Source organism: Streptomyces sp. NPDC002156 (assembly GCF_053593675.1).
Window position 1 is genome coordinate 1 of sequence record NZ_JBSFDA010000044.1, and the last position, 26882, is coordinate 26882.

Sequence of the window (26882 nt, forward strand, 5' to 3'; positions counted from 1 at the left end):
GGGCCCCCTTGGGGGGGGTTTTGGGGGGCCGGGGCTCACCCACTTTCGCTCTGAGGGGTGCGGCCCCGTCCCGTTCCCGGGGCGGGGCCGCACCGGTCCGTGGCGCCCGACCGCTCACACGGGCCGCGTACGGCCCTCCCAGTACGGGTCCCGCAACCGCCTCTTGTACAGCTTGCCGTTGGGATCGCGCGGCATCCGGTCGATGAAGTCGACGCTCTTCGGCCGCTTGTACCCGGCGAGTTGGCGGGCGCAGTGGCCGAGGATCTCGTGGGCCAGGTCGGGTCCCGGCAGGTGTCCGGGCGCCGCTTCCACGACCGCCTTGACCTCCTCGCCCCAGTCGTCGTGCGGGATGCCGAAGGCGGCGGCGTCGGCGACGGCGGGGTGGGCGAGCAGGGCGGCCTCGATCTCGGCGGGGTAGATGTTGACCCCGCCCGAGATGATCATGTCGATCTTGCGGTCGCGGAGGAAGAGATAGCCGTCCTCGTCCAGGAGGCCCAGGTCGCCGACGGTGAAGAAGTCTCCGATGCGGTTCTTCTGGGTCTTGCTCTCGTCCTTGTGATAGGCGAAGGCGCCGGTGCTCATCTTCATGTAGACGGTGCCGAGTTCGCCGGGCGGCAGCCGGTTGCCGTCGTCGTCGAAGATCGCGAGTTCGCTGATCGGCCAGGCCTTGCCGACCGTGCCGGGCTTCTTCAGCCAGTCCTCGGCGGTCGCGAACGCCCCGCCGCCCTCGCTGGCCGCGTAGTACTCCTCCACACAGTCGCCCCACCAGTCGATCATGGCCCGTTTCACATGGTCGGGACAGGGCGCGGCGCCATGGATGGCATGCCGCATGGACGACACGTCGTACGTCCGCCGCACGTCCTCCGGCAGTGCCAGCAACCGGTGGAACTGGGTGGGGACCATGTGGGTGTGCGTGCAGCCGTGGGCGTCGATGACGCGGAGCATCTCCTCCGGCGTCCACTTGTCCATCAGGACGAGTCGGTGCCCGATGTGCAGGGACGCGCCCGCGAACTGGAGTACGGCCGTGTGGTAGAGCGGCGAGCAGACGAGGTGCACGTTCCCGCCGAACGGCTTGACGCCGAAGATGCCGAGGAATCCACCGAGGTAGGCCTCCTCGGGCGGCTTGCCGGGCAGGGGGCGCCGGATGCCGCGCGGGCGGCCCGTGGTGCCCGAGGTGTAGTTCATGACCCAGCCGAGGGTGCGGTCGCCGGGCGCCGACTCGGGCTGCCCGTCCAGGAGTTCGGCGTAGGGGCGGAATCCGTCGACCTCCCCGACCGCGTACCGCCTTTCCGCCGGGAGCTGTGCCTCGTCGGCGGCGGCGCGGGCCGCGTCGGCGAACCGTTCGTGCGCGATGAGCACCTTGGCGCCGGAGTCGGCGACGATCCAGGCGATCTCGGGCCCGACGAGGTGGTGGTTGACGGGGACGAGATAGAACCCGGCCTGGGCGGCTGCCAGATACGCCACGAAGAACTCGACGCCGTTGGGCAGGACGACGGCGAAGGCGTCACCGCGTTCGAGGCCTGCGGCGCGCAGACCGTGGACGAGCTGGTTGGTAGCGGCGTGCAGCCGTCCAGCGGTCCACTCCCCGCCGTCGGGCGCGATGAGGACCGTACGCTCCGGGTCGGCGGCGGCCTGCGCCCAGAAACCGTTGTGAACCTCGCTCACGACTGTTCGCCCTTTCCGTCGGCGTTCCGTCCCGCGATCCTGTTGACTCGGTTCACAGCCTCCTCGAAGCCGCTGGTCAGCTCGTCGAAGACCGCCTGAACGCTCCGTTCACTGTTCATCCGGCCGACGATCTGACCGACCGGCGTGCCGAGGAGCGGCTCGACCTCGTACTTCTGGATGCGCGAGACCGCCTCGGCCACGAGCAGACCCTGCAACGGCATCGGCAGGGTGCCGGGTCCATCGGCCGAGTCCCAGGCATCGGTCCAGTCCGTGCGCAGCTGACGCGCCGGCTTACCGGTCAGGGCGCGGGAGCGGACGGTGTCTCCGGAACCGGCCGCGAGCAGCTTCTGGGTGAGCGCGGTCGAGTGCATGTCCGCCTCGGTGACGGTCAGCCACATGGACCCCAGCCAGACCCCCTGGGCACCGAGGGCCAGCGCGGCGGCCACCTGCCGTCCGCTGCCGATACCGCCGGCCGCGAGCACCGGCAGCGGATCGACCGCGTCGACGACCTCGGGCGTCAGCACCATGGAGGCGATCTCGCCGGTGTGGCCGCCCGCCTCGTACCCCTGCGCGACGACGATGTCGATACCGCCCTCGGCGTGCTTGCGCGCGTGCCGGGCGCTGCCCGCGAGGGCGGCGACCAGCACATCCTGGTCGTGCGCGCGGGCCACGACATCCGCGGGCGGCGACCCCAGGGCATTCGCGAGCAACTTGATCGGGTAGTCGAAGGCCACGTCGAGCTGGGTCCGCGCGACCTGCTCCATCCACCCCGTGATCCGCCACCCGGACGCCTCACCCTCCGCCAGCTCGGGCACGCCGTACTTGGCCAGGGTGTCCCGGACGAACTGGCGGTGCCCCTCGGGGATCATCGCCTCGACCTCCGCCTCGGTGACCCCCTCGACCTTCCGGGCGGGCATGACGACGTCCAGCCCGTACGGCCGGCCCTCGACGTGCGCCTCGATCCAGTCCAGGTCGCGTTTGAGGTCGTCCGGCGCCGTGTAGCGGACCGCGCCGAGCACCCCGAAACCGCCGGCCCGGCTGATGGCCGCGGCGACGGCGGGGAACGGCGTGAAGCCGAAGACGGCGTGCTCGATTCCCAGTTTCCTGCTCAGCTCCGTCTGCATGGCCGCAGGATGCCGCAGTCCTCCGGACGAGGGAAGACCTTTTCTGATACACCGTCAGATTCTTGACTGTGGGAGGCTCCCCCAATGACAGAAGACGCAACGGACGGACAGGGATTGACGCGTCGTCAGCTCGCCAGACGCACACTGGCCTTGGGCGGCGCCCTGACCTTCGCCTCCTTCCCGATGAGCCCGGCCGCAGCCACTCCCACACCAACGGGCCAACACCCGACCCTGCGCCCCGGCTCACCCGCTCAAGCGGGCCTCCTCCCCCAGCATCTGCGCCAACTGGTCACGGACGCCGAGGCGTTCCTAGGCCCCTCCCCCAACCACCCCTGGTACGCGGGCGCGGTCCTGCTCGCCGGGCGGGGCGGCACCGTGGCGCTGCATCAGCCGATCGGCATGGCGGTGCGCTACGCGGCGTACGACGAGAAGGCGGACACCGGGGTCGAGTTCCCGGCCGCCGAGCAGATCCCGATGACGGAGGACACCGTCTTCGACCTCGCCTCGGTCTCCAAGCTGTTCACGTCGATCCTGGCCGTGCAGCAACTGGAGCGGGGCGCACTGGAGTTGGAGGGGAAGGTCGCCGCGTATCTGCCGGAGTTCGCGCGGGCAGGCAAGCAGGACATGACGATCCGTCAACTTCTCACGCACACCTCGGGATTCCGTGCATGGATCCCGCTCTACAACGCGCCGACGTACGAGCAGAAGCTCGAACTCATCTGGAACCAGGCGCCGCTGAACCCACCGGGCACCAAGTACCTCTACTCGGACCTGAATCTGATCTCGCTCCAACTGGTCCTGGAGAAGATCACCTCCACGCCTCTGGACACACTGCTCCACGACGAGATCACCGCTCCGCTCGGCATGCACCGCACGCGCTACAACCCGCCCGCCTCCTGGAAACCGACGATCGCCGCCACCGAGGACGCCCGCGCGCCCTGGTCGGGGCTGAACCGGGGCCTGGTGTGGGGCGAGGTGCACGACGAGAACGCGTTCAGCCTCGGCGGGGTGGCCGGCCATGCCGGTGTCTTCTCGTCGGCCTGGGACCTGGCCGTGCTCGGCCGTACGCTGCTCAACGGCGGCGCGTACGGCAGGGCGCGCATCCTGTCGGCGGCCTCGGTCGAGCTGATGTTCACCGACTTCAACACCGCGTTCCCCGGGGACGAGCACGGGCTCGGCTTCGAGCTCTACCAGCACTGGTACATGGGCGCGATGGCCACGCCCAGCACCGCAGGGCACACCGGCTTCACCGGCACCTCGCTGGTCCTCGACCCGTCGACCGACTCCTTCCTCGTCGTCCTCGGCAACTCCGTGCATCCCGTGCGCAGTTGGCGCTCCGGTTCCGCGCCCCGGGTCGCCGCCGCGAACAACCTGGCCCGCGCGGTACCGGTCCGCCCACGTCACGGACGCACGGCCTGGTTCTCCGGCATGGCGAGCACGACGACGGCGACGCTCACGCTCCCGCCTCTCGCCACCACCGCCAACTCCCGCCTGTGCTGCGCCCTTTGGTGGGACACCGAGCCGCAGTCGGACGCCCTGTTCCTGGAGTCCTCGACCGACGGAGGCACGACCTGGCAGCCGGTCCCCTTCACGACGACAGCGCGGGGTGACAACGACCCCCAGGAGCATCCGACGGGTTCGGTCACCGGCTGGTCGGGGCGTGTCTGGCACGGCCTGTCGGCGGACCTGCCGACCGCGCCGGCCCTGATCCTCCGCTGGCGGTACACGACCGACCGGCTGTACGTCGGCCGTGGAGCGTACGTCGACGGCCTGACTGTACGCAGCGATGACGCGGTCGCCTTCGACGAGAGACGCCCGGCGGACGCGGCCCGCATCGAGGCGGTGGGCTGGACGGCGAGCACGAACTGACCCCGTACCCGCCCAGCGCTCAGCCCTCGTCCGCCTCCAGCACGGCCATGGCGGCGTTGTGCCCCGGTACCCCGCTCACGCCGCCCCCGCGCACCGCGCCCGCCCCGCACAGCAGGACGTTGGTGTGCCCGGTCTCCACTCCCCAACGCCCGGTGTCCTCCTGGGCGTACGGCCAGGTCAGATCGCGGTGGAAGATGTTGCCGCCGGGCAGCCGCAGGTCGCGTTCCAGGTCGAGCGGGGTCTTCGCCTCGATGCAGGGGCGGCCGTCGGCGTCGGTGGCGAGGCAGTCCGCGAGGGGTTCGGCGAGGTGGGCGTCGAGCTGGGCGAGGGTCGACTTCAGCAGTTCGTCGCGGACGGCGTCGTTGTCGCGGGCGAACAGGCGTGCGGGCGTGTGCAGGCCGAACAGGGTCAGTGTCTGGTAGCCCCGCTCGACGAGGTCGGGGCCGAGGATCGTGGGGTCGGTGAGCGAGTGGCAGTAGATCTCGGACGGTGGCGCGGCGGGCAGTTCACCGGCCGTCGCCTGAGCGTGGGCGGCGGCCAGTTGCTCGTACCCCTCGGCGATGTGGAAGGTCCCGGCGAACGCCTCGCGCGGGTCGACGGACGTGTCCTTGAGCCTCGGCAGCCGGGTGAGCAGCATGTTCACCTTGAGCTGGGCGCCCTCGGCGGGGCTCGGCGGTGTGCCGCCCGTCAACGCGGCGAGTTCCTGCGGCGAGGCGTTCACCAGGACGTGCCGGGCGCCGACCGTGCCCTCCCCGTCGGCCGTCCGGTACGTCACCTCGGCGGCGCGGCCGTCCGTGTCGACCCGTACGACCTCGTGACCGGTGGCGAGGACCGCGCCCGCGTTCCGGGCGGCGCCGGCCAGCGCGTCGGTGAGGGCGCCCATGCCGCCCACGGGCACGTCCCAGGCGCCGGTGCCGCCGCCGATGACGTGGTAGAGGAAGCAGCGGTTCTGCCGGAGGGAGGGGTCGTGGGCGTCGGCGAAGGTGCCGATCAGGGCGTCGGTGAGGACGACGCCCCGTACGAGGTCGTCGGTGAAGTTCGCCTCGACGGCGGCGCCGATGGGCTCCTCGAAGAGGGTGCGCCAGGCGCCCTCGTCGTCGACGCGGCGGCGGAGTTCGTCGCGGGTGGGCAGCGGCTCGGTGAGGGTGGGGAACACCTTTTCGGCGACGCGGCCGGTCATGGCGTAGAAACGCTGCCAGGACTCGTACTCGCGCTCCCCTCCGGTGAGGCGAGCGAAGGCCTCGCGGGTACGGCGCTCGCCGCCGCCGACGAGGAGTCCGGTGGCGCGGCCGTCCCGTTCCACGGGGGTGTACGAGGAGACGGTGCGCCCGCGCACCCGGAAGTCCAGGTCGAGATCGCGCACGACCTTCCGGGGCAGCAGGCTGACCAGGTAGGAGTAGCGCGACAGCCGGGCGTCGACCCCGGCGAACGGGCGCGTCGACACGGCAGCGCCGCCGGTACCGGCCAGCCGCTCCAGAACCAGCACGGACTTCCCGGCCCGGGCCAGGTAGGCGGCGGCGACGAGGCCGTTGTGGCCACCACCGACGATCACCGCGTCGTATCGGTCGCGGACGTCGTGTCGGTCGGGGCGCTCGGATGCGGGCATGGTTCTTGTTAACACGTGATGATCCACCCCGGCCAGAGCTGTACGGCCGAGGGGCCGCAGCCCCAAGAGGGCGCGGGCCCAAGAGGGCGCGGGCCCAAGAGGGCGCGGGCTTTGTCGATGTGCGGCTCTGCCGCGCCCCTTAGGGGCGCGGGGAACTGCGCGACCAGCCACGACGGCGCCGCAGCGAACCGACAACGCCTGGCGGTACTTCTCAGTGGCCGGAGGCCCTCTGCTGCCGCAGCACAGCCACCCTCCGATACAACTCGACCGCCTCGACCCCCCGCCCCAGCTGCTCCAGACAGTGCGCCTCGTCGTTGCGGCTGGCGAGGGTGTCGGGATGGTCGGCGCCCAGTACCTGCTCGCGGGACGTGGCGACCCGCCGGTACTCGGTCAGGGCGTCGGGCCAGCGGCCGAGCCACCCCAGGCCGACGGCCACCTCGCGGCGGCTGACCAGGGTGTCCGGGTGGTCGGCGCCCAGAACCCGTTCGCGGATCGCGCACACGTCGCGCGACTCGGCGAGCGCCTCCTCCCAGCGGTCGAGCCGGCCGAGGTTGACGCCGAGTCCGTGCCGAGCGCGCAGGGTCTCGGGGTGCGCGGGGCCGTTGACTCGGGTGCGGTCGTCGATCAGGTCGCGGTACAGCTTGAGGGCCTCCGCGCTGCGGCCGAGCCGTCCGAGGCTGATGCCGACCTCGTAGCGGGCGGCGAGCGTGTCGGGGTGATCGGGGCCGAGGGCCTGGGCGCGTGCCTCGGCGACCTCCTGGTAGGTCGCCAGGGCCTCCGGCCAGCGCCCCAACTGGCCGAGCGCGTAGGCGACTTCGTACTGCGTGACCAGGGTGTCGGGATGGGCCGCGCCGAGCACGCGGGCGCGTGCCGTCGCCACCTCGCAGGCCATGCGGTACGAGTCCTCCAGGCGTCCCAGACGGCTCAGGTTGAAGGCGAGGTTGTGGCGGCAGCGCAGGGTGTCCGGATGGTCGGTGCCCATCGTGCGCTCCCGGGCGGCCAGTACGGTCGTGTAGGTCTGGTGGGCCTCGAAGTGGCGGCCCAACTGCCCCAGGACGTACGCCATTTCCTGTCGGGCGGCGAGAGTGTCCGGGTGTTCGGCGCCCAGGACCCGCTCCCGCTCTCGCGCCACGTGGGTGTATTCGCGCAGGGCGTCGGCGGCGCGGCCGGTGCGGCTGAGGGTGAAGCCGACCTCGTAGCGGCTGGCGAGGGTCTCGGGGTGGGCGGGACCGAGGACGTGCTCGCGTTCGGCGGCGACCGCGCGGTGCACCTCGCCGGCCTCGGCCCAGCGGCCGAGGCGCCCCAGGCTCAGGCCCGCGTTGTGCCGTCCGGCCAGCGCGTTGAGCGTCTGGGGCGAGGGGGCGGGCGGCAGCTGCGGTACGGGTTCCTCGGGGCGGCCGGTGGCCGGGCGGGCGATCCAGTCGCCGGTGAGGCCGGCCGCCGGGTCCGGGGGTGTGGTGTCGAGCCCGGCGCCGGTCGCCTTGTGGCCGGTGGTCATGCCCCGGGTCCAGGACGGCAGCCGGGGTTCACAGGCGGCGGGCTCGGGAGGCGGGAGCTGGGGCCGCGGGGTGACGAGGGTCGGCACATACAGCGGGGTGGCCCGGCCCGCGCTGATCCGGCGGGCCAACTCCCGTGCGTCGCGCGGACGTTCGTCCGGAAGCTTGGCGAGGAGGGCGAGGATGACCCGCTCCAGGAACTCGGGCACCTCGGAGCGGTGGTTGCGCGGCGGCTCGGGCGGGGTGTCGCGGTGTCCGACGAGCACCGCCCAGGCGTCGTCGAGGTCGAACGGCGGTACCCCGGTGGCCAGTTCGTAGAGCACGCACCCGAAGGAGTACAGGTCGCTGCGCTGGTCGACCTCGCCCCCGCTGATCTGCTCCGGCGACATGTAGTGCGGGGTGCCCATCGCGATTCCGGTGCCGGTGAGCCGGGAGGTGAAGCCGATGTCATGACCGAGGCGCGCTATGCCGAAGTCGCAGATCTTCACCGTACCGTCGGTCAGCCGCATGATGTTCGCGGGCTTCAAGTCACGGTGGACGATGCCCTGTTGGTGGGTGTAGGCGAGGGCGGCGGCGACCTGGTCGGCGATGTCGACGACGTCCGGGACGGGCAGCGGATGATGCTTGTTGTCCTCCAGGAGCTGGCTCAGGTTGCGCCCCTCCAGCAGTTCCATGACGAGATAGAGCACCCCGTCGGACTCGCCGAAGTCGTGCACGACGGTCACCCCGCGGTGCTGCAGCGCGGCGGCCACCCGGGCCTCGCGCCGAAAGCGCTCCCGCAGGACGCGGGTGAAGGAGTGGTCGTGGTGCGGCCCGAGCGGCTTCAGGCACTTCACGGCGACCTGCCGCCCGAGCGACTCGTCGCGAGCGCGCCACACTTCCCCCATGCCACCGCGCCCGATCAGATCGAGCAGCCGGTACCGGCCCTGGATCAGTCTGGTGTCCGCCATGTCCTGCTGCCGCCCCCGGTTCCGTTCGCCCTCCCCTGGCCCGTCCAGTATGGCGAGCTATCGTCCGAGTTTGTACGGCGCGGGGTGCGAGCCGGGGCCGACCCGTGACACGGCCCGCAGGATGTGTTTGGGCGGCAGTTGCCACCGCACACGTGCGGGAACGCAGCGCAGCAGGGTGCCCGTGGCACGTAACTGCCGGGTGACGGTGGGTGGTTCGGGTGCGGCTCGGCCGTACAACTCGTGGGCGTACGGCGGCAGAGAGGCGTACGCCAGCTGCGCCACGCGCCGCCACAGCACCTCACGCGCCGGGACGAGCAGGGGATGCGTCGGTGGACGGAGCAGGAAGTCGTCAACTTCGTGTGCGTCGGCTCCGGCGGCCAGCTCGGGCCTGACCTTGTCGAAGTAGGCGGCCAGTTCGGCCCGGTCCGCGGGTACGTCGGCGGGGTCGAGGCCCACCAGCCGGGCGCTGACCAGGTGTTCGCGGATGTACCGGTCGGCGTGGGCGTCGGTGAGCGGGTATCCGGAGCGGCGCAGTACGTGCAGACAGGAGTCGATCTCGGCGCAGTGCACCCACAGCAGCAGTCCGGGTTCGCCGACGCCGTACCGCTCCCCCGTGTCCGGGTCGACCGCGGACAGCATGCTGTGGATCTTCCGTACGCGGGCGCCCGCCTTCTCGGCCGCCTCCGTGGTCCCGTACGTCGTCGTGGCGAGGAAGTGCACGGTGCGCATCAGCCGGCCCCAGGCGTCCTTCCGGAAGTCCGAGTTCTGCATGACTCCGCCCACCGCGCGCGGGTGCAGCGCCTGGAGGTAGAACGCGCGGATTCCGGCGACCCACATCATGGGGTCGCCATGCATCTGCCAGGTCACGGAAGTTGGGCCGAACAGCCCCGGGTCGCCTGCGGATATGCCGTCCACGCGGCCAGTTTGCCCGGTCTTTCCGGCCGCCGACCTCTTAGTCCGCCTCACCGACGCCACCCTTCTGCTCGCCAACCACGGCCGTCATCACGGCCTCCTGCAGGCCGCCCACGCGGCCGGGGAACCGGAGGAGACAGGCAAACTGTTCCTCCTACCTACTACTCCACGGCCACCCCACCCGTCCCCTTACCCCCGAACAGGCCGCCGCGCTCGCGCCCCTCCCGTCCCGACGGCCGGACACGACGTGAGCGCGGCAGCCGACCGCCCGAAAGGCGTACTCCCTCTCATGCCCGACTCCCCCGCCCCGCTGCCCACCGCGGACCTCGTCGACCAGTACGGCGCCGAACTGCGCGTCTGCGACCTCCAGTTCCGCCAGTTCGGCGGCCACCGCTCCTTCACCGGCACGGTCCGCACGGTCTCCTGCCACGAGGACAACGGCCTGCTGCGCGACCTGCTGCGAACCCCGGGCCACGGCGACGTCCTCGTCGTCGACGGCCAGGGCTCCCTGCGCACCGCCCTGGTCGGCGACCTCATCGCCGGGGCCGCCCAGGACAACGGGTGGGCCGGTCTGGTCCTGCACGGAGCCGTCCGCGATTCCGCCGCCCTCGCAACCCTCGAACTCGGCATCAAGGCCCTGGGCACCATCCCGCGCAAGAGCAGCAAGGCCGCCGAGGGCGCGGTCGACGTGCCCGTCGTCATCGGCGGTGTCACCTTCCGCCCGGGCGACCGGCTCCACGCCGACGACGACGGCATCGTCCTCCTCCCGTAGGACCTCACGCATCGCCCTCATGGCCCTGAGCATCGGCAGCGGCACGGAGCCGGAAAGACAGTCAGTCCTTCGGTACACCGCAGTCCACAAGGGGTTTCGGAGCGTTCACAGCCCGAGGATCAGTTCGCGTACGGCGGCCGGCCGGGACAGGAACGGGTGATGGCCCGCGTCGAGTTCCACGACGCTGCCCGCCCGGCCCGCGAACTCGCGCTGCCGTTCGGCGGGGGTGCCTCTGTCCTGGGCGCAGACGAGGTACGTCGAGGGCACGTGCCGCCACGCCGCTGCCTTCACCGGCTGTTCGAGGACCGCCAGGCTCTGCCGGGCCGTCCTGTCCACGGCCTGCCGCTGGATCTGCTCATCGCAGTCCTGGAGGAAGGTCTCGGCCAGAGCATCGGGCCGGACGGTGAAGGTGCCTGCCTCGGGATCGATGTCGAGAAACGGGGCGGGCTCCTCGCCGCCGAGCGCGGAGAGGCTCTGCCCGACCTCGGGCAGGTAGCTCGACACGAGCAGCAGGTGGTGCACGGCGTCGATGCCGGCAGCCGCCTCCGCGGTGACGATCCCGCCGTAGCTGTGGGCGACCACGACGGTCGGCTCGTCGCTCGCGGTCAGTACGTCCCGGACCGCGGCGACGTCCTCGGCCAGCCCGGGTCCGCCCGCGCCCGCCGCCTCACCCGTCTCCCCGCAGCTCGGCAGGGCGGGTGCCTCGCTGAGGACACCCCGCTCGGCCAGCAGCTCACCGGTTCGGTGCCACCACCACGATCCGTCCCTGACGCATGCCCCGTGCACGAAAACGACCCTCATCACGACCCCTTCGTCTTCCTTCACTCGCGAGCTTCGCTTGCCTCTTAAATGACATTAGACGTACTGGTTATTACGTGAAAAAGTGGCTCGATGGGCAGGCAGCGGCAGCCACAGATCAGGGAGCGGCTGCTCGCCGCGTGCACCGACTACTCGCTCGAACACGGGCTCCCCGACCGGCTGGAGCCGCTGGCCACGGCCGCGGGTACCTCCAGCCGGATGCTGATCTACCACTTCGGAACCCGTGACGGACTGCTCCGCGAGATCCTCGGACAGGCCCGGCAGCGCCAGCTCCAGGCCTTCACCGACCTGATACGCCTGCGACCCGACGAGCCCTACCCGACGACCCTCGCCCGCGCCTGGTCCGCGATCTCCGGGCCGGAAGGCCAGCCCTACCTCCGTATGTTCAGCCGACTGCACGACACCGCGGGCGAGCCCTTGTGGCCAGGCTTCCGGCGGACCGCGACCACCGACTGGCTCGCGCCCCTCGAGGCTGGCATGCGCAGCCTCGGACGCCCCGAGCTGGCCACCGTCGTGCTCGCCGTCATCCGCGGCCTCCTCATGGACCTGGACGCGACCGGCGACGCCCCACGCACACACCGGGCCTTCCATGACTTCCTCAACACGATCGACAGCGCCTGAGAACGTGTCCGTGAGCTGTTCAGGAGGCTTGGCCGGTTGTGGTGACGGGTGAGAGACCGGCGCGCTGCGGAATCGGCGGAGCATACGGGGGCGCGATGGGCAGGCGGTGACCGCAGCCATGCTGCAGGTGGCGGATGTGCACAAGTCGTACGGTCGAGGTGCCAGCGCCGTCCATGCTCTGCGTGGCGTTTCCTTCGAGGTCCCCCGGGGGGACTCGTCGCTCTCAAGGGACGCTCGGGCTCGGGCAAGACCACCCTGCTCAACATCGTCGGTGGTCTGGACGAGCCGGACAGCGGACACGTCACCGTCGACGGGCTGCAGCTGCGGGACCAGGATGAGGACGCCCTCCTCGCGCTGCGCCGGGAGCGCATCGGCTTCGTCTTCCAGTCGTTCCGGCTCATTCCCATCCTCACGGCCGCCGAGAACGTGGGCGTGCCGCTGCGCTTGCGAAGGGCGGACCCGCGCGAGCGGCGGGAGCGCGTCGAACTGCTGCTGTCGCTCGTGGGGCTCGCGGACCATGCCGCGCAGCGCCGGAGCGAGCTGTCGGGCGGGCAGCGCCAGCGCGTCGCCGTCGCCCGCGCCCTGGCCCCGCCCCGCACCCACCCGCCGCGAGATCGACCAGTTCTTCCGCACCATGTACGGCCTGTGACCGGCCTCCGGCAACGGCTGCTCAGTACATGGTGTTGTCGTTGATCGACGTCTCCGGGATGTCCTGGATGACGTCCCAGTGCTCGACGATCCGGCCCTTATCGAACCGGAAGATGTCCATGAGCGCGGCGCCGCGGTCGGTCGCGTCGTACGTCCTCTTGTAGTGCACCGCCACCAGGTTCTTCTCGCCGCCGTCAGCGGCGCACCCTGGGCATCCCCAGCCCGATCCACGAGATGATCTCCCGCTGGATCTCGTTGTTGCCGCCCCCGAAGGTGAAGATCACCGCCGAGCGGTAGCCGCGTTCCAGTTCGCCGTGGAGGATCTCGCCGGCCGAGCCCTCCTTCAGCGCGCCCGGGGCGGCGACGATCTCCAGGAGCCAGGCGTAGGCCTCGCGGCGGGCCTCGGAGCCGTACACCTTGACCGCGGAGGCGTCCTGCGGGGTGAGGGTGCCTTCCTGGACGGCGTTCACCATCTGCCAGTTGAGGAGTTTCATCGCGTCGAGCCTGGTGTGGGTCTGGGCGAGGCGGCGGCGCACCCAGGGCAGGTCGATGACTCGGCGGCCGTCGGCGAGTTTCGTCTCCATCGCCCAGCGCTGTACGTCGTGCAGCGAGCGGATGGCCATGGTGCCGTGTGCGGCGAGGGTGACGCGTTCGTGGTTGAGCTGGTTGGTGATCAGCCGCCAGCCCTGGTTCTCCTCGCCGACGCGGTGGGCGACGGGGACGCGGACGTTCTCGTAGTAGCTGGCGGTGGTGTCGTGCGAGGCGAGGGTGCGGATGAGGGTGCAGGAGTAGCCGGGGTCGGTGGTCGGCATCAGGAGCATGGTGATGCCCTTGTGCGGCGGGGCGTCCGGGTCCGTACGGACGGCGAGCCACACCCAGTCCGCCGTGTCGCCGTTCGTCGTCCAGATCTTCTGGCCGTTGACGACGTACTCGTCGCCGTCCCGTACCGCGCGCGTCTTCAGGGCGGCCAGGTCGGTGCCCGCCTCCGGCTCGCTGTAGCCGATCGCGAAGTCGATCTCACCGGCCAGGATCTTCGGCAGGAAGTACGTCTTCTGCTCGTCACTGCCGTACCGCATGATCGTCGGTCCGACGGTGTTGAGCGCCATGAGCGGCAGCGGTACGCCCGCCTGGGCGGCCTCGTCGAAGAAGATGAACTGTTCCATCGGGGTCAGCCCGCGTCCCCCGTACTCCTGCGGCCAGCCGACGCCGAGCCAGCGGTCGGCGCCGAGGCGGCGGATGGTGTCGCGGTAGAAGCGCTTCTGGGCGGCCGGGTCGCCGAACCGCGAGTAGGCGCGGTCCGGCACCAACTCGGCGAAGTAGGCACGGAGTTCGGTGCGCAGTCGCTGCTGCTCGGGCGTGTATTCGAGATGCACGGCGCCTCCTGCTGGCTCCCCTGGGCCGGACCTGTCGGCGCACACGGTAGAACGTGTTCCAGAAATTGGGAATGGCGGTGCGCGTACGGGTGGGTGCACACATGCCTGAGGGGGTCCCGGACGTCCGGGACCCCCTCACGGCTGGAGCCGCGAACTGCTCAGTGCGCCACAGGAGTTGCCTGCGACTCAGCGCCGCTCGCGCCGACGGCCGCCGTCGCCCTCGGCACCAGCAGCCGTTCCGCCAGCAGGCCGAAGACCAGGCCGAACGCGGTCCACATGGTCGTCTGGATGGCGAGGGTCGCCACGCGGTACTGCCACAGCAGGCTCGCGGAGAAGCCTTCCGGGACCTCGTTGGTGAACGACGGGAGGAACGCGTACGCGAGTCCGACGGCCAGGACGAAGAAGGCGCCCGCGGCGAGGGTCGCGTTCCAGTTGCCCAGGCTCGGCGCGAGCCGCTTGCCCAGGATCACCGCGCCGACGGCCAGCAGCACGCTCAGCGCGACCATCAGGAAGAACAGCGCGGTGCGCTGGTTGAGGGTGTTCTCGTCGCCGACGGCGGGCGGGTTGGCGGGGTACTTGAGGAACGGCACGACGTACACGGCGAGCAGCCCGGCCCCCGCGAGGAGCAGCGCGGTCGCGCGCGGCCCGAAGCGGCCGACCCGGCCGAGCGCGAAGCAGTACGCGAGGGCGGCGATCCCGCCGAACGCGACGCCGTAGACGAGGACACCGGTGCCCAGGCCCGCGGTGGACTGCAGGGCGCGGGAGACGAGTTCCTCGCCGCCGTGCTCGTGCGCGGCATGCGCCTCCTCGAAGGCGATGGCGTCGTCGACGAGCGGCTCGGCCAGGAGGTAGGCGACGACCCAGGCGAGCGCGCCCGCGACAAGGCCCGCGAGCATGCCGCGGACCAGGAGGTTTCTGACAGTGGTGGAGTTCATCGGCTCGTACGTTTCCCTGTCGTCGTCAGTGGCAGGGGAAGCCGAGGAGGTGACGGGCGTCGTGCACCCATTCGTGCACGCCCTCGCCGGACACCAGGGAGGTGGCGCCCTGTTCGGCGCCGACGAAGTAGAGCAGTACCAGCATCAGTACGCCGAAGAAGACCGCCCAGGGGGCGATCGCCCCGATCGGCAGCTTCGCGGGTACGGCGGTGGGGGCAGCGGTCGGCTGAACGGCGGACTGTGCCATGACAGGACCTCCTGGGGGAACTCGCGTCCCGTATCGGTGGTGCGGAGGACGACAGCCACGGGTCTGACTTGCCCCCGGACCGCACCGGGCAGGGTGCGTACGGGGCTTACAGTGGCGCGACCGTGCCGGATTCCCACCGGCTTCCGTCGAACTGTCGTCAATATCGACGAGAACGTACCGCGAAGCGGGGATCCGGCCAAGGGCGCATGGGACGGCGTACGGCGCTCCGGTGCGCCGTACGCTGCCTCAAATTCCGTACATGACAACGACATTGGGGCGGGAATGAGCAGCGCGGGAGCGATTGGATGACGAGCCGAGTGATGTTGATCTCACCGGCGATCAGCGCGGCCCTGCGGGAGGCCCGGTTCGACGACGACTGTTCCCTGGACGAGTCGGGCCTGCGGCTCGCCCGGGCGGCGGCGGGGACGCTGCCGCCGGTCTCCCGGGTCTGGGTCTCCCCCACCGCGCGCTGCCGGGAGACGGCTCGGGCACTGGGCCTCGACTCCGTGTCCGTCCCCGGCCCGGCCGGCCTGGACGCGGGACGCTGGCGCGGTGCGACCCTCACCGAGGTGACGGAGAAGGAACCCGAGGCGCTGGCCCAGTGGCTGACGGACCCCCAGTCGGCCCCGCACGGCGGCGAGTCGGTCCACGCGCTGTGCGACCGGGTCGCACGCTGGCTGGACGACACGGCGGCCCAGGTCGCGGGCCGCTCCGTCGCGGTCGTCGAGCCGGAGGTCGTACGGGCGGTGACGGTACGGGTGCTGGGGGCGCCCGGGTCGGCGTTCTGGCGGATCGACGTTCCGCCGTTGACGGCAACGGAGTTGAGTGGTCGGGCGGGGCGCTGGAACGTACGGGTGGGGTGGCGGCTCGGGGCGCCGCACGGGGAGTACGAGGAGTAGCGGGAGTGCCGGACGAGGGCTCTCTCAGGCGCCACCGTCGCGCACGGCCCCCGGCGTCCCCAGCGTCCGGATGAAGTCCGCGCACGCCTGTGCGCACTCGCGGCATGCCTTCGACGCGTCCTCGGCTCCGAGGTGGTCGTCGAGGATCTGGGCGGTCTCCAGGCAGACCGTGCGGCACCAATCCAGTTGGACGCGGAGCGCGGCCTCGTCCTGGGGTGCCTGTTCGGAGAGCAGGCGGCAGGTCGCGTCGCACACTTCAGCGCACAGGATGCCCTTGCGGCGTGCGAGGGCGTCGTCGGCGGATCCGTCCGGGTCGACGTAGCTCGCGCGCAGTGCGGCCGCCCGTGCGCACTCGGTGCATGCCTGGGCGCAGACGAACCGGTCCTCCAGGAACCGGAAGAGTTCCTCTTGCGAAGGCGAAGACGTATGCGTAGTCGTAGGGGTCACTTCGATCGGGTTGCCGCAACCGGCCCCGACAAACCCGGCCATGCCCTTCCGGGTCAGGTGTCGTAGTCGACGGTCAGGGTCTCCGAGACGGGGAACGACTGGCAGGTCAGGACGTAGCCCGCGGCGACCTCGGCGGGTTCCAGGGCATAGTTGCGGCGCATGTCCGCCTCGCCCGAGGTGACCAGGGCCCGGCAGGTGCCGCAGACGCCGCCCTTGCAGGCGAACGGCAGGTCGGGGCGGGTGCGGGCGGCCCCGTCCAGGACGGTCGTCTCCCGGGACAGCGCGGTCGTCGTGGAGCGGCCGTCGAGGGTGATCGTGACCCGGCTCACCGGACCCTCCACCGCAGCGTCCGTGTGCTGGACCTCGTGGAGCGGCTGATCGTCGGCGTAGAAGAGCTCCTGGTGGACGCGGCCCGCGGGCACGCCCAACTCGGCCAGCAGTTGCTGGGCGTCGCGGACCATGCCGTGCGGTCCGCACAGCCACCAGTGGTCGGTGCCGGGCACGTCGACAAGGCCGGAGAGCAGCGCGGTGAGCCGTTCGGCGTCCAGGCGGCCGGAGAACAGCTCGGCCTCGCGCGGTTCGCGCGACAGTACGTGCCCCAGCTGGAAGCGCGTACGGTACAGGTCCTTCAGGTCCGCGAGTTCGTCGGCGAACATCACGGTGTCCGTACGCCGGTTGCCGTACAGGAGGGTGACCTGTGAGCGGTCGTCGGCGGCCAGGATCGACTCGGCGATCGACATCATCGGGGTGATGCCGGAGCCCGCCGCGATCAGGACATGGCGGCCGGGTGCGGTCAGGTCGGGGGTGAAGGCGCCGGTCGGGGTCATCACGTCGAGCACGTCACCGGGGCGCACCTCGTCGACCAGCCAGGACGAGAACAGGCCGCCGGGCACCACCCGTACGCCGATGCGCGGCTGCTCGCCGGCCGGCGAGCAGATCGAGTACGACCGCCGCTCCTCGTGCCCCTCGAACTCCCGGCGCAGGGTGAGCGACTGCCCGGGCGCGAAGGCGTACTCGGCGGCCAGGCCGTCCGGCACCTCGAAGCCGACGGTGACGGCGTCCGCGCACAGCCGTCGTACGTGGGTGACCTTCAGGGCGTGAAAGACCGGGCGGCGACGGGCTGTTGCCGCCGGGACGGTGACCGGGGAGACGGTCGCGGCCATCAGATCTCCTTGACGTACTCGAACGGCTCGCGGCAGGCGCGGCAGCGCCACAGGGCCTTGCAGGACGTGGCGGCGAACCGGGAGGTCTCCTCCGTGTCCGCCGAGCCGCAGCGGGGGCAGGGCACTGTGCGGCGGGTGGGCAGCAGCGAGAGGGCGACCGGGCCGTGGGGTGCGGCGCCGGGCGGGGCGATGCCGTGCTCGGTGAGCTTGCGGCGGCCCGCCGGGGTGATCCAGTCGCTGGTCCAGGGCGGATCGAGGACGGTACGGATCTCCACGCGCGCGTACCCCGCTGCCCGTAGCCGGGCGGCGACGGCGGCGCGCATCTCGGCCATCGCCGGGCAGCCGGAGTAGGTCGGCGTCAGGCTCGCGACGACCGTGCCGTCCTCGGTCAGTTCGACGCCCCGCAGAACGCCCAGGTCGGCCAGGGTGAGCATGGGCAACTCGGGGTCCGGCACCTGGGCGGCGATCCGCCGAGCGCGCCGGGCATCGAGCAGGGTGCTCACCATGTCGCCTCCGGGTGGGCGCGGGCCACGCTCTGCAACTCGGCAAGGAGCGGGGCGAGATGCTCGGTGTGCTCGCCGCCGCGGCCCGATCCGGGCAGCGGCCGGTACACCGGCATGGGCAGTCCGGCGGCGTCGGTGACCTGACGCAGGACGACGACGACCTCGTCCCGTACGTCGTACGCCGTGAACAACTCACCCAGGTACGGGGCGACCTGCTCCTGGGCCCGGCGGATCCGCCGATGCGACTCGTCCGTGCCGTCCCCCAGGCGCACCGCCCACTCGGCGGCGTACTGCCGGTGGTAGGCCAGCTCCTTCGCGCCCTTCGCGGCGATGGCCGCGAGCACGGGGTCGGGGTGCGACGCCAGCCGCTCGAAGTGCGCGAGCCGCCAGCTGGAGAGCACCAGCAGTCGCACGATCGAGAACGCGAAGTCCCCGCCCGGGAGCTCGGCCAGGCGTACGTTGCGGAACTCGTCGGCGTCCCGGAAGTAGGCGTAGGCGTCCTCGCCGCGGCCTGTGCCGTCGACCTGGCCGGCCCGGGAGTAGAGCAGGCGCGCCTGGCCGAGGAGGTCGAGGCCGATGTTGGCCAGGGCCACCTCCTCCTCCAGTTCGGGGGCTCGGGTCACCCACTCGCCGAGTCGCTGGGCCGAGACCAGGGCGTCGTCGGCCAACACCAGGCAGAGGGCGGCCAGTTCGCCGCGGTCGACGCCCTCGGGCACGGTGGTGTCGACCCCGTGCAGGGGGTCCTCGAAGCCGGTGCCATAGGCCCAGCGGGTGTCGTCGTCGTGCCCCTCCGCGAGGGTCATGTAGACGTGGTCGTCACTCATGCCCTCTCCTTCAGATGTGCGGGACGTCGTCGGGGATGTCGTAGAAGGTCGGGTGGCGGTAGACCTTGTCGGCGCTGGGGGCGAAGAACGGGTCCTTCTCGTCGCGCGAGGAGGCGGCTATGTGCTCGGAGCGCACCACCCAGATGCTCACGCCTTCGTTGCGCCGCGTGTACAGGTCCCGCGCGTGGGTGAGTGCCATCCGGTCGTCGGCCGCGTGCAGCGAGCCCACGTGGACGTGGTTCAGGCCGCGCTTGCCGCGCACGAACACCTCGTACAGCGGCCACTCGTTCGAAGAGTTCGAAGACGTCCCCTCGCTCATGCCACTGCCTCCTTCGCGGTCCGCGCGCGCTGCTTGGCGGCGTGCGCGGTGGCCGCCTCACGGACCCAGGCGCCGTCCTCGTGTGCGGTCCGGCGCCGCGCGACCCGTTCCGTGTTGCAGGGGCCGCCGCCCTTGATGACGCGCATCAGCTCGTCCCAGTCCGGGGTGCCGAAGTCGTGGTGTCCGCGCTCCTCGTTCCAGCGCAGTTCCGGGTCGGGCAGGGTCACGCCGAGCTTGTCGGCCTGCGGGACGGTCATGTCGACGAAGCGCTGGCGCAGTTCGTCGTTGGTGTGCCGCTTGATCTTCCAGGCCATGGACTGCGCGGAGTTGGGCGAGGCGTCGTCGGGCGGGCCGAACATCATCAGGGAGGGCCACCACCAGCGGTCGACGGCGTCCTGGACCATCTCCCGCTGTGCCTCCGTACCGCGCATCATCGTCATCAGCAGCTCGTAGCCCTGCCGCTGGTGGAAGGACTCCTCCTTGCAGATGCGCACCATCGCGCGCGCGTAGGGCCCGTACGAACTGCGGCACAGGGGTACCTGGTTGCAGATCGCCGCGCCGTCGACGAACCAGCCGATCACGCCGACGTCGGCGAAGCTCAGCGTGGGGTAGTTGAAGATCGACGAGTACTTCTGGCGGCCCTCGATGAGCCGCTCGGTGAGGTCCGCGCGGTCGGCGCCGAGTGTCTCGGCGGCCGAGTACAGGTACAGGCCGTGCCCGGCCTCGTCCTGGACCTTCGCGAAGAGGATGGCCTTGCGGCGCAGCGAGGGCGCACGGGCGATCCACTCGCCTTCCGGCTGCATGCCGATGATCTCCGAGTGCGCGTGCTGGGCGATCTGCCGGATCAGCGTCTTCCGGTAGCCCTCGGGCATCCAGTCGCGCGGCTCGATCCGCCGGTCCCGCGCGATCGTCGCCTCGAAGTGCTCACCGAGCGGCCCCTCGGCAGTCTCCGCGGCACCGCCCGTGTCCGAGGCGGCGGAGTGTGTCGTCGTCATCGCTACCCGCTCCCCAACCGACCATTCGTTCGGTACCCAGTGTGACGACTTTTCCGCGCCCGCACAAGCCGTCTCTCGCGGGGCTCCCGTCAGTGCGACTCCCGGCTCACCTCCGAGCCGCTGGACCCGATGAGAAAGTCCAGGTCGGCGCCCGTGTCGGCCTGCTGTACGTGGTCGACGTACAGGCGTTCCCAGCCGCGCCGGGGGTTGGCGAAGCCGGTGACGGTGGCCGCGTTGGGGGTCCTGCGGGCGAGTTCCTCGGCGGGTACGTCGACGTCCAGGCGCCGGGCCTCGACGTCCAGGTCGATGACGTCACCGGTGCGGACGAGGGCGAGCGGGCCGCCTGCCGCCGCCTCCGGGGCCACGTGCAGGACGACGGTGCCGTAGGCGGTGCCGCTCATCCGGCCGTCACAGACCCGGACCATGTCACGGACGCCCTGTTCGAGCAGTTTCTTCGGCAAGGGCATGTTGGACACCTCGGGCATGCCCGGGTAGCCCTTGGGCCCGCAGCCGCGCAGGACGAGCACGGAGTCGGCGTCCACGTCGAGGTCCGGGTCGTCGATACGGGCGTGGAAGTCCTCGATCGAGTCGAAGACGACCGCCGGACCCCGGTGGCGCAGCAGGTGCGCGGAGGCCGCCGCGGGCTTGATCAGCGCTCCGTCGGGGGCGAGGTTGCCGCGCAGGACCGCGATACCGCCCTCCGCGACCAGCGGTTTCTCGCGGGTACGGATGACCTCGGCGTCCCAGATCGGCGCATCGTCGAGATGGTTCACCAGCGGTTCCCCGGTGACCGTGAGCGCGTCGGGATCGAGCAGGTCACGGACCTCGCGCAGGACGGCGGACAGGCCTCCGGCGCGGTGGAAGTCCTCCATGAGGAAGCGGCCGGCGGGCTGGAGGTCCACCAGGACGGGGACGCGGGAGCCGATCCGGTCGAAGTCGTCGAGCGACAGGTCGATGCCCAGGCGTCCCGCGATGGCCAGCAGGTGCACGACGGCGTTGGTCGATCCTCCGATGGCGGCCAGGGCGACGATGGCGTTGCGGAAGGACGCCTTGGTCAGGAAGGTGCCCGGACGGCGGTCGGCGGCGACCATGTCCACCGCCAGCCTGCCCGTGCCGTGGGCCGCCTCCAGCAGGCGGCTGTCGGGCGCCGGAGTACCGGCCACCCCGGGCACGACCGTGCCCAGCGCCTCGGCGACCAGGGCCATCGTCGAGGCGGTGCCCATGGTGTTGCAGTGCCCGCGGCTGCGGATCATCGCCGACTCGGACCGGGTGAACTGCCCCTGGGAGAGCGTGCCGGCCCGTACCTCCTCCGACAGCCGCCACACATCGGTCCCGCAGCCCAGCGGCGTACCCCGGAAGGTCCCGGTCAGCATCGGCCCGCCGGGGACGACCACCGCGGGCAGGTCCACCGAGGCGGCGGCCATGAGCAGCGACGGGATCGTCTTGTCGCAGCCGCCCAGCAGCACGACGCCGTCGATCGGGTTGGCCCGCAGCATCTCCTCGGTGGCCATCGCGGCCATGTTCCGCCAGAGCATGGCGGTGGGCCGTACCTGGGTCTCCCCCAGCGACACGACCGGCAGGTCCAGGGGGATGCCCCCGGCCTCGTACACACCGTTGCGGACGGAGGCGGCTACCTCGTTCAGATGCGCGTTGCAGGGGGTGAGGTCCGAGGCGGTGTTGGCGATGGCGATCTGCGGTCTGCCGGTGAAGGCGTCGTCCGGTGTGCCCCGGCGCATCCAGGCCCGGTGGATGTAGGCGTTGCGGCCCTGCCCCTCGTACCACTGTGCGCTGCGAAGCTTCACCGTCGACCTTTTCCAGTAATTGGATTAGTGGTCTACTCTTCGGAACCTCATGGAGCAATGGAGCATAGGCAGATGCACGACGGCCCGTCAGCCCCCGTGACCGAGGAAGTCGCCGGTGGCGACGGTGACGCCGCGCGGCTCGTGGGGTCGGACCGGGTGCTCGCCGTCCTCAAGGAGCTGGCGCGGTACCCCGACGGCGTGGGTCTCGAGGAGCTGACCCGGGTGGTCGGCAGCCCCAAGCCGACCGTGCACCGGGCGCTGGGAGCCCTGCGGCGGGCCGGACTGGCCGACCAGGGCGCCCGAGGTCGCTACGTCCTGGGTGACGAGTTCCTGCGGATGGCCTTCGCCCATCACGAGGACCGCCCCGAGCACGTCCGGATGCGTCCCGTGCTCGACGCGCTGGCCGACCGGTTCGGCGAGACGGCGCACTACGCGGTCCTCGACGGCCGCGAGGTCGTCTACCGCGCCAAGGTCGATCCGCCGGAGGGTGCCGTCCGGCTCACGTCGACAGTGGGTGGCCGGAATCCCGCCCATGCCACCGCCGTCGGAAAGGCGCTGCTCGCCCACCGGTTGACGTCGGTGGCGGAGGTCGAGGCGTGGATCGGCGAGACGCCCCTGGTCCGTCACACGCCTCGGACGCTGTCCACGGCCGCCGACCTGTACGAGGACCTGCGTGTCACCCGCGACCTGGGGTACGCCGTGGACGACCAGGAGAACGAGGCGGGCGTCAACTGCCTCGCCCTGCCCGTGTACGCGACCTCTCCGACGACTCCCTCCGGCGCGGTGAGCGTCAGCGCGCTCACGTACCGGACGCCGCTGCGCACTCTGGTCGAAGCAGTCGACGAAATCCGGGAGTTGCTCGGCCCCTTGGGCGAGCCGCACCGATGAGCCACCAGCAGAACCCCCGTCCACACCGCCCTACCGGTCGAACTGGAGACTGACCCCATGTACCTCATGCGCATCGGTGCCGCGGGCGCCGAGAAGCCCGTCGCCCGCGTCGACGACGAGACGTACGTCGACCTCTCCGACACCGTCACCGACTTCGACGAGGCGTTCTTCGGGTCGGGCGGCCTCGACCGTGTCCGTCCCGTCGTGGCCGAGCGGACGGCCGCCGGGCAGGTGACCCGGTTCGCCGGGGAGCGGATCGGCGCCCCGATCGCCCGTCCGCACCAGATCCTGTGCATCGGGCTCAACTACCGTGACCACGCGGCCGAGAGCGGGATGGCGGTGCCGGACGAGCCGATCCTGTTCACCAAGTCGCCCAACACGCTCGTCGGCCCGAACGACGACGTACGCATTCCGCGCGGGTCCTCCAAGACGGACTGGGAGGTGGAGCTGGGCATCGTGATCGGCCGCCGCACGAGCTATCTCGGCTCGGTCGAGGAGGCGCGGGACGCCATCGCCGGGTATGTGGTCGTCAACGACGTGAGCGAGCGCGCCTTCCAGTTGGAGCGGGGCGGGCAGTGGGCGAAGGGCAAGTCCGCCGAGACCTTCAACCCGGCGGGCCCCTGGCTGGCCACCACCGACGAGATCGACGACGTCCTCGCGCTCGACATGTGGCTCGACGTCAACGGTGTCCGCCGTCAGAACGGCAACACCAAGACCATGGTCTTCGACCCGTACTTCATCGTGCACTACCTGAGTCAGTTCCTCGTCCTGGAGCCCGGTGACCTGATCAACACCGGTACCCCGCCCGGCGTCGGTATGGGCCTCAAGCCGCCCGTGTATCTCCAGGCGGACGACGTCATGGAACTCGGCATCACCGGCCTCGGCAGCCAGCGCCAGCGCGTGCTCGGCCCCCGGTGAACGCCCGCCGTCTCATACGCGCGTTCGTCCTGACGGCACCCGGGAAGTACGAGGTCCAGGAGGTGCCTGCCCCGGTGGCGGTGCCCGGCGAGGTCGTCGTCGATGTCGAGCGGGTCGGCGTGTGCGGTACCGACATGGAGTTCCACACCGGGGCGATGGCCTACCTCCACCAGGGCCACTCCTCCTATCCGATGCGCCTCGGCCACGAGTGGTCGGGGCGGGTGGCGGCGGTCGGCGACGGTGTCGACCCCGGGTGGATCGGCCGCCGGGTCATGGGCGACACGATGCTCGGCTGCGGTGTCTGCCGACGCTGTCGGCGGGGCGCTCAGCATGTGTGCGAGAAACGGCAGGAGGTCGGCATCCGTGGTGGGCGGGCCGGTGCCCTGGCGGAGCAACTCGCGGTGCCTGTCTCCTCGTTGCACGTCCTGCCGGACTCCGTCGACTCGGTGCTGGGTGCGCTGGTCGAGCCCGGGGGCAACGCCCTGCGCGCCACCCAGGCAGCCGAACTACGACCCGGCGACCGGGCGTTGGTCCTCGGTCCGGGCACGATCGGGCTGTTGGTCGCTATGTTCGCCCGCGCCGCCCGAGCGGAGGTCCACCTGATGGGCGCGACCGACAGCTCGCTGGCCTTCGCCCGCGAGCTGGGCTTCGAGCACACCTGGCGGGAGGACTCCGTCCCGGATCTGCCGTACGACGCCGTCGTGGACGCCTCCAACGCGGCCCATCTCCCCGATCTGGCCCTCCAGTTGGTCGAACCGGCGGGCCGTGTCGTCTACATCGGTCTGTCCGGCACACCGAGCCGCATCGACACCCGCACGCTCGTCCTCAAGGACGTCACCGCGGTCGGCGTCCTGTCCGCCTCCCCCGGTCTCGACGCCACCATCCGCGCGTACGCCGAGGGTTCGGTCGATCCGAGGCCGCTGGTCGCCGCGACGGTGGGTCTGGATCAGGTCGGGGCGATCCTCGCGGGTGAGCGTCCGGCGGGCGCGGGTCCTGGACCGAAGTTCCATGTGGACCCGCGCCTGGGGTGAGCCCGTTCGTCGGGCAGGTTCAGGGTGCGGTGATGCCGTCGATGACGTGGCGGAGGAAACCGGCCGCGGTGCCACCGTCGCAGACGCGGTGGTCGAAGGTCAGCGACAGGTGGACGACCTTGCGCACCTCCACCCGGCCGTCCACCGCCCAGGGGCGTTCGACGAGGCGGCCGATGCCGAGCATGGCCGTCTGGGGGTGGTTGAGGATCGGGGTGGCGCCGTCCACACCGAACACCCCGTAGTTGTTGAGGGTGAACGTGCCGCCGGTCCGGTGTCCGGCGCGGAGTTCGCCGCGCCGGGCCAAGTCGGTGAGGCGGCGAAGTTCGGTGGCGAGGTCGTCCATAGGCAGCCGGTCGGCGTCCCGTACGACTGGGACGACCAGGCCCTCGTCGGTCTGCGCGGCGAAGCCGAGGTGCACCTGCGGCAACCGGACGATCTCCGAACAGGCTTCGTTTATACGGGCGTTCAGTGCGGGGAAGACGGCGAGCGCGGCGAGACAGGCCCTGGCCAGCAGCGGCAGGAGGCCCGTGCCGTGTGTGTCGCGGGCGGCGAGCAGGGCGGTGGCGTCGGCGTCCGCCCAGATCGTGACGGCGGGCGTGTCCCGGTGGGCGCGGACGAACTTCTCGGCGGACGCGTCCAACGGGATGCGGAGCCCCGGCTCTTGGACGGTCTTCGTCGCGCCGATTCCGGTCTCCTCGGTCGGCGCCACGCCGTTCATGGTGACCCGTCGCGCCCCGCCCGTCCCGTACCCGGTCAGTACCGCGCCCGAGTCCTCCTCGGACACCGGCTCCACCTCCGCCACAGACAGCAGCGGTGCCCCGACCTTGACGACCTCGCCTGCGAGGCAGTGCAGAGCAGTCACCGTTCCGGCGTAGGGGCTCGGAAGGGTGACGACGGACTTGGCCGTCTCGACCTCGACGACGGTCTGGTCGTGGGTGACGGTGTCGCCCACGGCGACCGTCCACTCCAGCACCTCGGCCTCCGCCAGCCCCTCGCCCAGGTCCGGCAGCAGGAAGGTCCGCTGCTCGGTGGTCGGCTCGGCGGAGGAGGACACCGGTATCGGCCGCCGTACGCCCTGGCCGCCGACCGGCAGCAAGCGGCGCAGTCCCGCCAACACCCGGTCCACGCCCGGCAGATGGGCGTGCTCCAGCAACGGCGGCGGATACGGGATGTCGAGGCCGGTGACACGCAGCACCGGTGCGCGCAGCGCGTCGAAGCAGCGCTCCTGGACCCGGGCCGCGATCTCGGCGCCGACGCCGGCGAAGCCCTGCGACTCGTGGACCACCAGGCAGCGGCCGGTGCGTCGTACGGACGCGGTGAGCGTGGCGTCGTCGAGCGGGACGAGGGTGCGCAGGTCGAGGACCTCCACGTCGAGGCCCTCGGCTGCGGCTTCCCGGGCTGCCGCGAGGGCTACGGCGACCGACGGGCCGTACGCGACGAGGGTGGCGTCGGTTCCGGGGCGGCGGATCGCCGCCGTGCCGAACGGCTCGGCGCGGAAGGGGAGTTGGATGTCCTCCTTGGTCCAGTAGTGGCGCTTGGGTTCCAGGAAGACCACCGGGTCCGGGTCCTCGATGGCCTCCCGCAGGAGGGAGTACGCGTCCCCGGCCGTCGCGGGGGTGACGACCTTCAGGCCGGCCGTGTGCGCGTAGTAGGCCTCGCTGGAGTCGCTGTGGTGCTCGACTCCGCCGATGCCGCCGCCGTACGGGATGCGGACGACCATGGGCAGGGGGAGGGCGCCACGGGTGCGGTTGCGGAACTTGGCGACGTGGGAGGCGATCTGTTCGAACGCCGGATAGGCGAACGCGTCGAACTGCATCTCCACCACCGGCCGGAAACCTGCCATCGCCATACCGACGGCGAGCCCGGCGATGCCCGCCTCCGCGACCGGGGTGTCGAAACATCGGCGGTCGCCGAAGGTGTCGGCGAGCCCGTCGGTGACCCTGAAGACACCGCCGAGCCTGCCGACGTCCTCACCGAAGACGACGACGCGTTCGTCCGCGTCGAGGGCGTCCCGCAGGGCGGTGTTGAGGGCCTGTGCCATCGCGGTGGCGGTCAT

25 protein-coding genes, 2 pseudogenes and 1 riboswitch are annotated in these 26882 nt (G+C 71.3%); of the genes and pseudogenes, 8 read left to right on the top strand and 19 right to left on the bottom strand.

The window, feature by feature from the left end; translation table 11 throughout:
- Positions 1–114: 114 nt before the first annotated feature.
- Entirely contained in the window at positions 115–1665 is a 1551-nt protein-coding gene (locus tag ACWCRB_RS19635) for an acyl-CoA synthetase (RefSeq protein ID WP_450997256.1), read from the bottom strand.
- A complete protein-coding gene (locus ACWCRB_RS19640) occupies positions 1662–2789 on the bottom strand; it encodes an NAD(P)H-dependent flavin oxidoreductase (protein ID WP_450997257.1) in 1128 nt (375 codons plus the stop codon). Before ACWCRB_RS19640 ends, ACWCRB_RS19635 begins: the two co-directional genes overlap by 4 nt.
- Positions 2790–2873: 84 nt before the next feature.
- Here ACWCRB_RS19640 and ACWCRB_RS19645 point away from each other — a divergent pair, with 84 nt between their 5' ends.
- Positions 2874–4658, top strand: a complete 1785-nt coding sequence (locus tag ACWCRB_RS19645) for a serine hydrolase (RefSeq protein WP_450997258.1) — start codon at positions 2874–2876, stop codon at positions 4656–4658.
- 19 nt (positions 4659–4677) lie between these two features.
- Here ACWCRB_RS19645 and ACWCRB_RS19650 read toward each other — a convergent pair whose 3' ends face one another.
- The 3 genes from ACWCRB_RS19650 to ACWCRB_RS19660 form a co-directional block, all read right to left on the bottom strand.
- The gene (locus tag ACWCRB_RS19650; protein WP_450997259.1) at positions 4678–6264 is read right to left on the bottom strand and encodes a phytoene desaturase family protein; all 1587 of its coding nucleotides are present in this window, start codon (positions 6262–6264) and stop codon (positions 4678–4680) included.
- Positions 6265–6475: 211 nt separating this feature from the next.
- Positions 6476–8710 (bottom strand): tetratricopeptide repeat protein, encoded by a 2235-nt coding sequence (locus ACWCRB_RS19655; protein WP_450997260.1) that lies wholly within the window; start codon positions 8708–8710, stop codon positions 6476–6478.
- A 57-nt stretch (positions 8711–8767) separates the two neighbouring features.
- On the bottom strand, positions 8768–9565 hold the full coding sequence (locus ACWCRB_RS19660; protein ID WP_450997293.1) for an oxygenase MpaB family protein: 798 nt from the start codon (positions 9563–9565) through the stop codon (positions 8768–8770).
- Between the two features lie 346 nt (positions 9566–9911).
- Between ACWCRB_RS19660 and rraA the strand changes: the two genes are divergently transcribed.
- The gene (rraA, locus tag ACWCRB_RS19665; protein ID WP_405539889.1) at positions 9912–10394 is read left to right on the top strand and encodes a ribonuclease E activity regulator RraA; all 483 of its coding nucleotides are present in this window, start codon (positions 9912–9914) and stop codon (positions 10392–10394) included.
- A gap of 105 nt (positions 10395–10499) precedes the next feature.
- Here rraA and ACWCRB_RS19670 read toward each other — a convergent pair whose 3' ends face one another.
- Positions 10500–11195, bottom strand: a complete 696-nt coding sequence (locus ACWCRB_RS19670; protein WP_450997261.1) for an alpha/beta hydrolase — start codon at positions 11193–11195, stop codon at positions 10500–10502.
- A 90-nt stretch (positions 11196–11285) separates the two neighbouring features.
- On the opposite strand from ACWCRB_RS19670, the gene ACWCRB_RS19675 reads away from it, so the two are divergent.
- Complete coding sequence (locus tag ACWCRB_RS19675; protein WP_450997262.1) at positions 11286–11834, top strand: TetR/AcrR family transcriptional regulator; 549 nt, start codon at positions 11286–11288, stop codon at positions 11832–11834.
- Positions 11835–11952: 118 nt separating this feature from the next.
- Positions 11953–12422, top strand: a pseudogene (locus ACWCRB_RS19680) (ABC transporter ATP-binding protein); the annotation flags it as partial.
- An 82-nt stretch (positions 12423–12504) separates the two neighbouring features.
- Here ACWCRB_RS19680 and ACWCRB_RS19685 read toward each other — a convergent pair.
- From ACWCRB_RS19685 to ACWCRB_RS19700, 4 genes are all read right to left on the bottom strand, one after another.
- Positions 12505–12651, bottom strand: coding sequence for a nuclear transport factor 2 family protein (locus ACWCRB_RS19685; protein ID WP_450997263.1), 147 nt, complete (start codon positions 12649–12651; stop codon positions 12505–12507).
- A 25-nt stretch (positions 12652–12676) separates the two neighbouring features.
- Positions 12677–13855: an acyl-CoA dehydrogenase family protein gene (locus ACWCRB_RS19690; protein ID WP_450997264.1), complete on the bottom strand. Its 1179-nt coding sequence runs from the start codon at positions 13853–13855 to the stop codon at positions 12677–12679.
- 158 nt (positions 13856–14013) lie between these two features.
- Positions 14014–14790, bottom strand: coding sequence for a CbtA family protein (locus tag ACWCRB_RS19695; RefSeq protein ID WP_450997265.1), 777 nt, complete (start codon positions 14788–14790; stop codon positions 14014–14016).
- 25 nt (positions 14791–14815) lie between these two features.
- Positions 14816–15037 (bottom strand): CbtB domain-containing protein, encoded by a 222-nt coding sequence (locus ACWCRB_RS19700; RefSeq protein ID WP_369029652.1) that lies wholly within the window; start codon positions 15035–15037, stop codon positions 14816–14818.
- Between the two features lie 37 nt (positions 15038–15074).
- Positions 15075–15207: riboswitch (cobalamin riboswitch) on the bottom strand.
- 135 nt (positions 15208–15342) lie between these two features.
- Here ACWCRB_RS19700 and ACWCRB_RS19705 point away from each other — a divergent pair.
- Positions 15343–15936, top strand: coding sequence for a histidine phosphatase family protein (locus tag ACWCRB_RS19705; RefSeq protein ID WP_450997266.1), 594 nt, complete (start codon positions 15343–15345; stop codon positions 15934–15936).
- 24 nt (positions 15937–15960) lie between these two features.
- Here the strand turns inward: ACWCRB_RS19705 and ACWCRB_RS19710 are convergent, their stop codons facing one another.
- The 7 genes from ACWCRB_RS19710 to ACWCRB_RS19740 form a co-directional block, all read right to left on the bottom strand.
- Positions 15961–16383 (bottom strand): ferredoxin, encoded by a 423-nt coding sequence (locus ACWCRB_RS19710; protein ID WP_450997267.1) that lies wholly within the window; start codon positions 16381–16383, stop codon positions 15961–15963.
- 53 nt (positions 16384–16436) lie between these two features.
- Positions 16437–17546: a 1,2-phenylacetyl-CoA epoxidase subunit PaaE gene (paaE, locus tag ACWCRB_RS19715; protein WP_450997268.1), complete on the bottom strand. Its 1110-nt coding sequence runs from the start codon at positions 17544–17546 to the stop codon at positions 16437–16439.
- On the bottom strand, positions 17546–18052 hold the full coding sequence (gene paaD, locus ACWCRB_RS19720; protein WP_450997269.1) for a 1,2-phenylacetyl-CoA epoxidase subunit PaaD: 507 nt from the start codon (positions 18050–18052) through the stop codon (positions 17546–17548). Before paaD ends, paaE begins: the two co-directional genes overlap by 1 nt.
- Positions 18046–18873 (bottom strand): 1,2-phenylacetyl-CoA epoxidase subunit PaaC, encoded by an 828-nt coding sequence (gene paaC, locus ACWCRB_RS19725; protein ID WP_450997270.1) that lies wholly within the window; start codon positions 18871–18873, stop codon positions 18046–18048. Before paaC ends, paaD begins: the two co-directional genes overlap by 7 nt.
- A gap of 10 nt (positions 18874–18883) precedes the next feature.
- On the bottom strand, positions 18884–19192 hold the full coding sequence (gene paaB, locus ACWCRB_RS19730; protein WP_450997271.1) for a 1,2-phenylacetyl-CoA epoxidase subunit PaaB: 309 nt from the start codon (positions 19190–19192) through the stop codon (positions 18884–18886).
- Positions 19189–20187, bottom strand: coding sequence for a 1,2-phenylacetyl-CoA epoxidase subunit PaaA (gene paaA, locus ACWCRB_RS19735; RefSeq protein WP_450997272.1), 999 nt, complete (start codon positions 20185–20187; stop codon positions 19189–19191). The genes paaB and paaA overlap by 4 nt, the downstream gene beginning before the upstream one ends.
- Before the next feature lie 89 nt (positions 20188–20276).
- Entirely contained in the window at positions 20277–21989 is a 1713-nt protein-coding gene (locus tag ACWCRB_RS19740; RefSeq protein ID WP_450997273.1) for an IlvD/Edd family dehydratase, read from the bottom strand.
- A gap of 57 nt (positions 21990–22046) precedes the next feature.
- On the opposite strand from ACWCRB_RS19740, the gene ACWCRB_RS19745 reads away from it, so the two are divergent.
- From ACWCRB_RS19745 to ACWCRB_RS19755, 3 genes are read left to right on the top strand one after another with little or no spacing between them, the layout of a single operon-like run.
- On the top strand, positions 22047–22877 hold the full coding sequence (locus ACWCRB_RS19745) for an IclR family transcriptional regulator (RefSeq protein WP_450997274.1): 831 nt from the start codon (positions 22047–22049) through the stop codon (positions 22875–22877).
- A 57-nt stretch (positions 22878–22934) separates the two neighbouring features.
- A complete protein-coding gene (locus ACWCRB_RS19750; protein WP_450997275.1) occupies positions 22935–23795 on the top strand; it encodes a fumarylacetoacetate hydrolase family protein in 861 nt (286 codons plus the stop codon).
- The gene (locus ACWCRB_RS19755) at positions 23792–24826 is read left to right on the top strand and encodes a zinc-dependent alcohol dehydrogenase (RefSeq protein ID WP_450997276.1); all 1035 of its coding nucleotides are present in this window, start codon (positions 23792–23794) and stop codon (positions 24824–24826) included. The genes ACWCRB_RS19750 and ACWCRB_RS19755 overlap by 4 nt, the downstream gene beginning before the upstream one ends.
- A 19-nt stretch (positions 24827–24845) precedes the next feature.
- Here ACWCRB_RS19755 and ACWCRB_RS19760 read toward each other — a convergent pair whose 3' ends face one another.
- Positions 24846–25943 (bottom strand): dihydrolipoamide acetyltransferase family protein, encoded by a 1098-nt coding sequence (locus ACWCRB_RS19760; protein ID WP_450997294.1) that lies wholly within the window; start codon positions 25941–25943, stop codon positions 24846–24848.
- A pseudogene (locus ACWCRB_RS19765) lies at positions 25920–26882 on the bottom strand (alpha-ketoacid dehydrogenase subunit beta); the annotation flags it as partial. The pseudogene ACWCRB_RS19765 and the gene ACWCRB_RS19760, both read right to left, overlap by 24 nt.